The sequence below is a fragment of the Capnocytophaga catalasegens genome, assembly GCF_026005215.1.
In the GTDB taxonomy this organism is placed as follows: Bacteria; Bacteroidota; Bacteroidia; order Flavobacteriales; family Flavobacteriaceae; genus Capnocytophaga; species Capnocytophaga catalasegens.
Genome location: NZ_BPMA01000029.1, coordinates 1 through 9,844 on the forward strand (window position 1 = coordinate 1; position 9,844 = coordinate 9,844).

16 protein-coding genes and 1 pseudogene are annotated in these 9,844 nt (G+C 37.6%); 1 reads left to right on the plus strand and 16 read right to left on the minus strand.

Annotation, left to right across the window (positions count from 1 at the left end; all coding sequences use genetic code 11):
* The 7 genes and pseudogenes from OO775_RS09085 to OO775_RS09115 all read right to left on the minus strand — a co-directional run.
* Positions 1–250: pseudogene (locus tag OO775_RS09085) on the minus strand (hypothetical protein); the annotation flags it as partial.
* Complete coding sequence (locus OO775_RS09090) at positions 247–891, minus strand: AAA family ATPase (RefSeq protein ID WP_264846768.1); 645 nt, start codon at positions 889–891, stop codon at positions 247–249. The pseudogene OO775_RS09085 and the gene OO775_RS09090, both read right to left, overlap by 4 nt.
* 74 nt (positions 892–965) lie before the next feature.
* Positions 966–1,868 carry an AAA family ATPase gene (locus OO775_RS09095; RefSeq protein WP_264846769.1) on the minus strand — a complete coding sequence of 301 codons (903 nt, stop codon included), beginning with the start codon at positions 1,866–1,868 and terminating at the stop codon, positions 966–968.
* Between the two features lie 55 nt (positions 1,869–1,923).
* Positions 1,924–4,008, minus strand: coding sequence for a hypothetical protein (locus OO775_RS09100; protein ID WP_264846770.1), 2,085 nt, complete (start codon positions 4,006–4,008; stop codon positions 1,924–1,926).
* A gap of 232 nt (positions 4,009–4,240) precedes the next feature.
* Positions 4,241–4,516: a hypothetical protein gene (locus OO775_RS09105; RefSeq protein ID WP_264846771.1), complete on the minus strand. Its 276-nt coding sequence runs from the start codon at positions 4,514–4,516 to the stop codon at positions 4,241–4,243.
* Between the two features lie 20 nt (positions 4,517–4,536).
* The gene (locus tag OO775_RS09110) at positions 4,537–5,100 is read right to left on the minus strand and encodes a Rha family transcriptional regulator (RefSeq protein WP_264846772.1); all 564 of its coding nucleotides are present in this window, start codon (positions 5,098–5,100) and stop codon (positions 4,537–4,539) included.
* A gap of 3 nt (positions 5,101–5,103) precedes the next feature.
* The gene (locus OO775_RS09115) at positions 5,104–5,301 is read right to left on the minus strand and encodes a hypothetical protein (protein WP_264846773.1); all 198 of its coding nucleotides are present in this window, start codon (positions 5,299–5,301) and stop codon (positions 5,104–5,106) included.
* 81 nt (positions 5,302–5,382) lie between these two features.
* Between OO775_RS09115 and OO775_RS09120 the strand changes: the two genes are divergently transcribed.
* Entirely contained in the window at positions 5,383–5,805 is a 423-nt protein-coding gene (locus OO775_RS09120) for a helix-turn-helix domain-containing protein (RefSeq protein WP_340696715.1), read from the plus strand.
* 611 nt (positions 5,806–6,416) lie between these two features.
* Here the strand turns inward: OO775_RS09120 and OO775_RS09125 are convergent.
* From OO775_RS09125 to OO775_RS09165, 9 genes are all read right to left on the minus strand, one after another.
* Entirely contained in the window at positions 6,417–6,692 is a 276-nt protein-coding gene (locus OO775_RS09125) for a hypothetical protein (protein ID WP_264846774.1), read from the minus strand.
* The gene (locus OO775_RS09130; RefSeq protein WP_264846775.1) at positions 6,679–7,029 is read right to left on the minus strand and encodes a globin family protein; all 351 of its coding nucleotides are present in this window, start codon (positions 7,027–7,029) and stop codon (positions 6,679–6,681) included. Before OO775_RS09130 ends, OO775_RS09125 begins: the two co-directional genes overlap by 14 nt.
* A 277-nt stretch (positions 7,030–7,306) precedes the next feature.
* Positions 7,307–7,711 carry a type II toxin-antitoxin system HicB family antitoxin gene (locus OO775_RS09135; RefSeq protein ID WP_264846776.1) on the minus strand — a complete coding sequence of 135 codons (405 nt, stop codon included), beginning with the start codon at positions 7,709–7,711 and terminating at the stop codon, positions 7,307–7,309.
* A gap of 38 nt (positions 7,712–7,749) precedes the next feature.
* On the minus strand, positions 7,750–7,932 hold the full coding sequence (locus OO775_RS09140) for a type II toxin-antitoxin system HicA family toxin (RefSeq protein ID WP_264846777.1): 183 nt from the start codon (positions 7,930–7,932) through the stop codon (positions 7,750–7,752).
* Between the two features lie 144 nt (positions 7,933–8,076).
* The gene (locus OO775_RS09145) at positions 8,077–8,460 is read right to left on the minus strand and encodes a DUF5053 domain-containing protein (protein WP_264846778.1); all 384 of its coding nucleotides are present in this window, start codon (positions 8,458–8,460) and stop codon (positions 8,077–8,079) included.
* Between the two features lie 41 nt (positions 8,461–8,501).
* Complete coding sequence (locus OO775_RS09150) at positions 8,502–8,666, minus strand: hypothetical protein (protein WP_264846779.1); 165 nt, start codon at positions 8,664–8,666, stop codon at positions 8,502–8,504.
* 206 nt (positions 8,667–8,872) lie between these two features.
* Entirely contained in the window at positions 8,873–9,181 is a 309-nt protein-coding gene (locus OO775_RS09155; protein WP_264846780.1) for a hypothetical protein, read from the minus strand.
* A 208-nt stretch (positions 9,182–9,389) separates the two neighbouring features.
* Positions 9,390–9,623 (minus strand): hypothetical protein, encoded by a 234-nt coding sequence (locus OO775_RS09160; protein WP_264846781.1) that lies wholly within the window; start codon positions 9,621–9,623, stop codon positions 9,390–9,392.
* Between the two features lie 38 nt (positions 9,624–9,661).
* A partial coding sequence (locus OO775_RS09165; RefSeq protein WP_264845239.1) for a transposase occupies positions 9,662–9,844 on the minus strand: 183 nt, incomplete at its 5' end.

Consider the following 9,844-nt stretch of genomic DNA (forward strand, 5'->3'; position numbering starts at 1 on the left):
TCAACACTTCCAAAGGCTCGTATTTACGTTTAACTTCTCCTTCAATTTTCACTAACCATTGGCTATCAAACCAATTTTTCAAGTGGTCATTTTTTGATAATTCTGAAAACGGCACGTGCATCTGGTTTGATTTGCATCGGCACCATTCTAAAAAATACTCAAAACGATAATTCTCGTACTGCAAATAGTGCATACCAAGCAAATACGCTATCTTGTGCCGAAATGTCTGTTGTTCTTGAATTGTTTTCATTGGTTTATTTGTTTTATTATTGTTGATGATTGATATAACATTGCCTTTTCCTCGTCAATGGTCAGCACTCCGCTGGGACATCGCCCCGAAACTTGGCACGCCAACCCTTCCACTCGGATAATGATTTCGGCTAACTTTTTGCAGAGTTTTGCTATTGCTGTATAAGGCTCATTTTTCTCCTCGTGAGCAACAAAAACAAAAAGTGTATCCTTATAATTCATTTGTAATTTACGAAGTTTGCCGTTTTTTAGTTCGTCATTATATGTCGTGATATTATCTATTATTACCACTTTGGGAGCTCGTTGCCGTTTGAGTGTTTTTTCCAATTCGTCAAGTTTCACATACGGAACGATTTTCATTTTTGGGTTCGTGGGGTCAATCCCCGCACGCGAACACGATTGTTGAAAACCCCAACTATAACCCTGCTCAGCACTGATGTAGAGCGTTTTCTCAAATTGGCTGAGATATTCAGCGAGTTTCAACGCAAACCACGTTTTACCTTGCTTTTCAGCTCCGTAAATCAGCCAAAATCCGCTGACTTCGGGTGTTCCCATTACCTCACGCCAAACGCCGTCAAAATCAAAGGTTTTATATTTCTTTTCAAGCAATTTCGCTACTGATATTCCTTTTATTCGTGCCATTTAGTCCTCACCCCCCCCGCCTCTCCCAAGGAGAGGAGCTTCGTGCGTTGAATATTGGGGTTATTCGCACTTGGTTATGATAATTTAATTAAGGTTTCTAAATATCTAAGTCTTTTCATATCTGACGGGGTAGCTTCTTTCAGTCCGTTGGGGTTCATACACTTGCGGACTAACTTCTGCACGTCTTCGGGGTTTTTCGCATTCACGCTCGCTACATCGCTGAGCAGTTGAGCATAAAAGGCTTTGCGGTCGTCCGTTCCCGTAGGCACAAGGCTAATGATGTCAAAAAATCGGTCGAAAATTTCGGCATAACCTACCTTTTTATGAGCGATACCGCTTTCTATTTTGGCACGTAAACCGTCTGCCCCTATCATATACCACGCACATTCGCCCTGTGTGGCATTCCAAAGCTCTTTCAGTTCTAAAAATGCGTTGTAGTCCAAATCACCTGCCTCATCAAGCACTACCAATGGCAGTTCTAAATACATCAAACACATTTTAATACTCGCTTTCACATCAGCATATTTGCCCGTGTTATCCACCCCAATTGTCTTTGCCAAAAGGCGTATGAATTGCTGTTTGGTTTTCGCTTGTGAGCAATCCACGTAAAAAGCGTTTTTCAGTTTTCTAACAATATGCTTGGTGCAGAATGTTTTTCCGATACCGCAGTCATCTACCAAAATCATCGCCTTGCTATACTGCTGACAAAACATCAGATTGTCCTCAATTTCGGTGTAAATCTGTGTGCGTGCTACTTTCCAAGCGTTATCACGCACTTGCACCCCCAGCTGATGAGCAATCACAAGCCACTGAGTGTCGCTGATGATTTTTTCCACTTCCCCTTTTTTCAATCGAGAGAAAATTGCCGATTTGAGGTTCAATCGTTTGGCGTAATCGGCATCACTACCGCCGTAATTTTCTCTATCGGCAAGGATTGCCGCTCTTACTTTTTCTTTGAATGATATATCTAATCTCATGATATGAACTATTTATATGGTTCTTATTGAATTAATCGCTGTCGGTCGTACCGACTTATATAGCGTATTTTTTATTCCAATTTTTAGTATGTTCTATACCTGTGCTTGGGTTGTACATAATCTCGAAATCATCTTCATTTTCTAAGATTTCAACCTCCATTTCCTCACTATTGCTCACATACTCTGCTGTCGCAGACTTTCCCTGTTCCCTATTGCCTTCAAATCGTTTAAGATTCGGTATCACAAATTTTCGTTCAGGTTTTGGGGCTACATTTACAATTCCGATGCTTTCTATTGCCTTGCTCTGTCTTTCGGCAAATCGCACTACGGTCATCGTGTAGGCATCTTGTAGGGCTTTGTTTATCAAATCCTGCTCGGTTTGCTCGGCTTTTGCTCGTTGGTACTTTGGCATTTCCTGCACCTCGCACACATATCTGCCGCCTTGATAAACAATAGCTTTTAGTACATTGCCCTCGTTATCGTCGAGCCAAAACACATCAAACTCTTTTCCTTCAATCTGTTTCATTTTTTCAATTAAGGCATCGCCCGTTAGGATTTTCCCGTTGTCGGCAATGGCTCGTTTTTTTCCTTGCAGATTGATGTACCCCCGTTGGCAACTCGTTGTTTGCTTATAGCCCAAATGGGGCAAAATCGCTCGGTAATTGGTTTTCGGCAGGTCGCTTTTCTGATTGTTTAGAAAATACTCCCAACGGCTCACCGTTTTATCCTGTCGGCTGGGCTCGTTATTCCAATCTTCTAAGTCTGCCAAACGTGCCTCAACCAATTCTTTGTAAGGAATAATCTCGGTTTTGCCTTTGCCCGCTTGGTTGCTTTCGCTTTTGGCGTGTGGTCGGGCAATCCAGCCGTCGGCTTTCTTTTCGACTTTATTTCGCAAATGTCCGAACCGCCTTTCGATGATTTTCCCCTGTGCGTTGTTCGCCTCCATTCGCACGTTTTGGAACATATAACCCTCTTTTAAGAACGTATCCGTAAATTGACTATTTAGTGAGCTTTCGCATTCCAATTCGTATGGCAATGAAACGCCCCAATCGTGATAATTTCTAATGAGTTGGCGGTGAAATTCAAGGATAATCCCCTCTTTTGATTTCCCATACACAAAGCAAGTAATGCAATCCGAAGCCACATCCAATCCGATGTAAAACCAAAGCCGTTTGCCTTTTTCGTACCAAAACGGCGGTTGGCGGTCGTCAATAGAAAGGAGCGAACCTGCATATTTCGGAAGCTCCATTTGTCCGTGCGGAATTAAGGTCCCTTGGTAGGTTTGACGGTTGCCACTTCGCAGTTTGTACGATGCGATTTTGTTTTCCCAATTCATCAAATACGTTGTTACGGTACTTTCTGAGAGTTTCGGGAACTCCTTAGGCTCGTATAGTTCGCCTGTTTCCTCATTATATATCTGAACATATCCCGACAAAAACGCCTCGTACTGCTGATAAATCTCCGTAGGCGTGGGCTTGTGTTTCTGTCCGACAAACAACCCTTGCAACACCATTAACACTCGCTCATCTACCTTGCGGGCGTTTTGTTTTCCTTTGCCGTACGGGTCTTTGATTACGCTAAAAAGTCCATTGGTTTTAAAGGCTTTTAAAGCCTCTTTAAATCGTGGCAAACTCGCAGGTAAGTTGTGCTTTCGGCTGGGTGGGAGCGTATCATTAAAACTCTGAACGTGCGAGAGCAAATCATTGGCTAATCCTCGTGTAGGACTTTTTTTGTGCATTGACTTTCGCACGTGAAGCATTTCGTTTTCCAACTGCAACAAAGCCTGCCACGTAGTGGCGTTGATGACATACTGCCATTGTTCCTCGTCCGTAAGGTGCTTTTCGCCACGTTTCCACTCGGCATAATAGCGTATGGTTTCGTCCTGCGTTTGGTAATATTTTTCCAATAAATGCCCCGCCTTGCGTGGGTCGCCCAGTTCCTGTTGCACTTCTGCCGAAAGCGTATCAAAATCAATCAACAACTTACGCCCATTGCCTCCCGACTGCAATTTTTTGATGCCGTAGGGCTTTTTTCGGTAGCGGTGGATTTCTTGTTGAAGGCTTGACAACTTGTTCCAGTACTTTGGAACAAGTTCTTCCACTTCCACAGCAACTTTATTATGTAACCATAAGTAAGGCATAGTATTTTCCTCACCCCCAGCCCCTCTCCGAAAGAGAGGGGAGCTTTTAGGGGACTTTTTAAATGATTATTAAAACTTTTTAAAAAAGCTCGTCTTTCCGAGCCGTCACGGTCGCCACCGTCAGCGTACTTAAATAACAGCTTATTATTCTTCCTTTTTTAGCCTTGCAGCGGAGGCAGCCTCGAACCGCCCGTAAGCCTGTAACTTTTCCGCTCTTAATTAAACTAACTGACTACAACACACCGCCTTTAACGGCTTTAAAACTTCTTATAAATTGTTCCCGTGCAAGGTCAAGAGCGGTGTAAAATTCTTTCTCAGTGGTTTCTTTATATCTTACCATATTAAATGCTATTTCAAGATACGCATCTGAGGCAAAAGCAAAATAATTATCAGAACTTTCAAAAATAACCCCAAAAGGGTATTCATCTTCATCAAAGCCATCTACTCGTATGTATTCATTACCTACTAACGACTTGTAAAACTTTCCTTTTTTTATTTTTATTTTCATTTTCTACTGATTTTTAATTTTTATTCAAATAATTTTAATTGTTTCGGATTTACAAAAGGCAACTGGGCTAATTTGTTCTTTGCTTCTTTGTAATTCAGAAAATAATTGGCGATGCCTTCGGTCATATACCATTCGCCTTTGTATTTTATAAAATGTTCGGGATACTTTCTTCGGCGTTCTGCCACTCGGCTACTCATCAAAGAGTATTTATTTTGTATCAAAAAGGAAACATAATGCACACATTTCACTCCGTTGATGATTTTGGGGGCTGGAATGTGCAAAATCATTTTTTCCTCCAATTCTGCCCAACGACGATTGACTTTTATTCGCAGTTCTGTGTTGTATCCTGTGAGTAGGTCAAATGTTTGCATTTTGGTTAGCTGTGCGGTTCGTATTTTCTTACCTCCTCCATTATTTAACTCTTTGAAAATGAACATAAACCCAATTTTGGGTAATTGCAACTTTTCATAACCAACATTTAGATTTTCAATATCCCTAATAACGTGTTGGTGTCGTTTTCCTGTTAGTTGGGCTATTTCCCAACTTGACATTGTTTGTTCGATGGTGTTTATTAAATTTGTCATAAACTATTGATTTACTTGTTCTACATTGATTTTAACATCTTCACTTTCAGCCTGTAACAACTCTTTTGCTCGCTGGCGAATCTCTTTTGCCTGTTTGGAATTGAATACATATTTAAGGCTCATATCCACGCTTTGCATCGTTACAGAAAATTCTTTTGCAATTTCTTTCTTCAAATCTGGGTGTACTCGTATTTTTTTCATTACTTTGTCCTTTTAAATTGATGGTGCAAATACATAATCAAATGATGATATGAAACAAACAAATGATGATTTTTTTCAAAAATAAATGAAAGATTTTTTCAACTTATTGAAAATCAATGTTTTGGAAATCAAAAAAAATTTGCAGAAATGATAGGATTTGCTCCTCAGGTAATATCAAATATTGTTTCAGGGAGAAAAAGTAAGCCAAGTTTTGATGTTTTAAACGCTGTTTTATCATCATTTGTTGATGTAAATGCTGAATGGCTCATAACAGGTAAAGGCGAAATGCTAAAAAGTGAGGCAAAAAAAGAGGTTGTTACTCCTAATAATGATAAATATGTAGCAATGTTGGAGAAAAACAACGCTTTATTAGAGGAAAATAAAGCCTTGTTACAAGCTGAGAATGAGCGCTTAAAGGCTGAGATACAGGCGTTAAAGTCGTCATCACCTCAAAGTGTGCGTGCCATTCAACCAAGCCAGCCAACACAACCATCCACTCGTTAATTATTGTCCTGCTTGTGGGTTTGTTATGCAGTGCATCACACATAATAATGAGTAAATATACTGCGTAATATATATGTTTTTTTAATGTTTTTACGTTAAGTTGTTAAAAATCAATAATATACATAATTTAAGAACTTGCAAAATGGGTCAAACTCAAAGCAAATATATGCCATTCTCCTTGTTTTCGTGTAAAAATATGGCTTAACTCGTGTGTAAAAATATACAAGTTTGCGTACCCAACTGCATATGCAACTTTAAAAATGGGCTTTTTCGGGTGGTTAGTTACTATTTTATGGGCATCAGCAAAAAGGTTATTTTTAGGGAGTTCGAAGAAGTAGTTTTAGGGCATAAAAAAAGCCCCAAAAGGGCTATTTTATAAGGAGTTTGGTACATTTTAAAGGGTTAAATTACGGTAAGGGTTTAATAAGCGCTTTTTTTGCTTTAAAATCTTTCGGTAAAAATACGCATAATTACGGTAATTGTACATTTCATTTTACCTAAAAAATCGGGCTTTTTTTGTGTAATTCCTTTATTTTAAAGGCTTTTTCGGGCTTTTTTGTTTTATCTGTTTTTGTACATTTCATTTTACTGCCCTTAATTGGTTTTGTTTTTTAATTGTAATCTTCGAAAAAGTCTTCTATTTCCTGTTGGTTTTTTTCTAAAATAAAAGCCAACGAAAGTATTTTAGATAGCATTTGAGCTATTAATTTGTTATTTTCTTCAGTAAAACAGTTATCACCTATATAGCTTAATTCTATAATGTCAAAAATCTTTTCTTTAAAGTCTTCATCAGAAATTATATCAGAAATTATTATGTTAAGCCAAAAAGATAATTTTTGTCCAAACTTTTGACTCAATGGACGAGGCATTTGCTCACTTGTTTTCATAAGGCAGTGATTTTTGAAGTGAAACAATTCCCCCTATCCCCCGAAGGGGAACAGACTGCTCTGCGAAGGAGTGGGTACTTTTGGCAACTAAATTGATAAGTGCGTGAGCAAGGGTTTTGCCTTGCGCCTTGATTTTTTCATTTTTGTACGAAAAAGTCAAATGCCATACGCCTTTAACAGTTTTCATTGATAACCTGCCGGGGTACTTTTTTAGAAGTTTAGCATATAATGCTTTGGCAAATTCTCTACGGACGGCTTCTAAAAAATGCTTACGCTGTTCTTTTTGCACGAAGGTACTGTTGTTCGCTTCTTGGTTGCTTTTTTGAGTTGATAACATAATTTAAAAAATTAAAAAAGGCGTAAGTAGGTGCTGTTATCAACTCGTGTTACGAATTTGCTATATATTACTATATAGCTACACCCTTACGCCTGTAAGTTTATAATATTTTTATTTAATATACAGACACAAAAACCTGCACGAGTTGATAACACTGCAAAGATATAACGACTTTTTTAATTATGCAAGTTTTTTTGCAAAAATTTTCTAAAAAAAATAAACCCTCTGACTTACAGAGGGTTTTGGGGTGTTAAAATGATTCTACTTAAAGTAGCGATTAAAAACGAGCCGAAAGCAATTCTCTTCCTAACAAATGAACGGCATTTTGTATCTTCAAGGTTTGTTCTTGCGATGCTGTAGCAATTCCGTTTTTATATTGCCTTACCAATGATGCGTTTAATCCCGCTTTTTTTGCAATTGACGAGATTTTAATCTCTGGAATCAGTGCAAAAAATGAAGATAAGTCCATTTTGTAAACGAATGAAACATCATCGTAATCATTGGCATAATCTTCGCCCAAATCCTTTGCGATGGCGATATTATCGGCAAAGGCTTCTTCTAAATTATGTTGCAACTCTTCCATTGTGTCGCCACAAGAACATACAACACCTACAAAATTTTGAGTTGTTCCCCAATAAGTACCATCTGTGTGTTTCTCTACAAAAATCTCTATTTCTTTCATAATTCATAATTTATTTTTCATTAATCAAACAGGGGGGCTTATTTTAGCCCCGCCTGTTTCAGGATTGAGTTTTGGGTTTTTATCGGCACATCTTTTTTAGGATGTGGGATGGTAACTAATCCCTTTTTCGTTGGGTGTTTGAAGTGATGGTGGCTACCTGTTGTTCTTACCCAAAACCAACCATCGTCTTCAACCAACTTGATTAATGAACTCGAATTCATACTGCAAAGATATATAACATTTTTGTTATACGCAAGTTTTTTTTGAGAAATTTTTAATATTTTTGTTTAAACATTTGATTTTCAAGGATAAAAAATCCCCAAACGAGGCTCACGCTTGGGGATTGGGTGTTAATTCAAAATAAGTTATAAACTTATTGAGCCTAATTTTTTGCTCAAATCTTGCAGGGCAAAATTTAGCGTTTTTATTTCTTCTTGCGTGAATTGTGCAGGGCTTCCATTGACGATATTTCCGTTGAGTCGCTGATAAAACCAACTTTTGGATTTTTGGAAATACTGCTCGGCAATGTACGACAACGGCAAAATAGGAAGCACCTCATTAAGCCGAGCTTTTACAGACAATTCCTTTGCTTTTTCGAGCGTATCCTCAATGGAGTATTTCATTGCTTCGATAAATTCCTGTTCATTTTCAGAGGCTAATTGGCTAATTTGAGCGTTTATTTGCTCTCTTTCAGCTTCTGTTTTAGCTTTCACATATTGTTGTTTTAACTCCTGTATTTTTGTTTTCATATCCTTTTTTTTGAGAAGGGCTTTTTACACCCTTCGTTGTTTTACTTTCCTAATTCTTTGAGTTCTTGTATGATTTCCTCAATTTTGGTATCAAAATAATCTTTTATTTGTTTGCCTCTTGTACTGATTTCTTTATAGTTATCTAAAAAGAAATTCAACTCTTTTTTCAGTTCTGCCTTTCGCTTTTTCTGTTCTCGTGTTAGCATATTTTCTTATTTTGAATTAACACTGCAAATATAATAATCTTTTTATTATTACGCAAGTTTTTTTAAAGAAATTTTTAAAAAAAAATAAAAAACCTCTGAAAATCAGAAGGCAAAAAACGCTTACGCTGTTCTTTTTGCACGAAATTACTGTTGTTCACTTCTTGTTTGGAGCTTGTATGTGTTTTTCTGTCAGAAGTTGCCATAGTTTATGCAGTTTTAAGGTTAGACAATTCTTCAACAAGCCATTGTATTTGCTCACATACTGATTTTTCGGTAACAAAAACCGTGGTGTCAGCCAAAGCATCTATCAAATCAGCAAGTTCCTCATTAGTGAGTGGAGTGCTTTCCAAGTTCATAGAAATTACATTGGCGTAGTATATGAACTTAGTCAAAATAGCATTGTAATGCACGTACGTATCTACCATTGCAGCTCGGTTGTCTGTGGAGCTGGTAGCAATCTCCTCAGCCCATACCAATTGAAAGTAAGGTTTTGCCATTATGGCAATTTCTAACATTTTCCCGATTTTTTTTTCTTGTTGGAACATAACTTATAAAAATTAAAAAATCCGTGAGTGGGTGTTGTTCCAACAAGAGCTTACGCATTTGCCGAATATCATTACTGATACTCTACACCTTCACGGATATATTATTAAATAATATTTTGCAGTTTTAAACAAGTACTGCTCTTGTTGGAACGCCGCAAAGGTAAGAATAAAATTAAAACTACCAAATATTTTTGTAAGAAATTTTGAAAAAATAAAAAGCTGAAAGCTCATTCATAAATTTAGAAAATAACTTTTGGGCGTACGCCTCACGCAAACTTGTTAAGTAACGTTTACGTGCCTCTTCTGTACGGACAAGGCACGCCTTGTCCGTACTTTCAATGAATTTTTCTGTTTGCACTGCCTCGCTACTATTGTTCACGATGGTTGCTTCATTTTTTGCTGATTTCAACATAATTTAAAATATTTAAAAAATTAATTGTATATCCGTAATCACTCATAAGCTGTAATATTGGCTAAAACCAATCTGTTAAATAAATGCTCTGCAAAGTAACGACGATTGAGCTTGTAAACAAATTCGTCTAAGTATAATTGTAAATACTTCCGTTTGATTTTGTGATAGTTACATAATAAATTCCGCTTGGCATTACTGATAACAATATGCACCCATTTCAA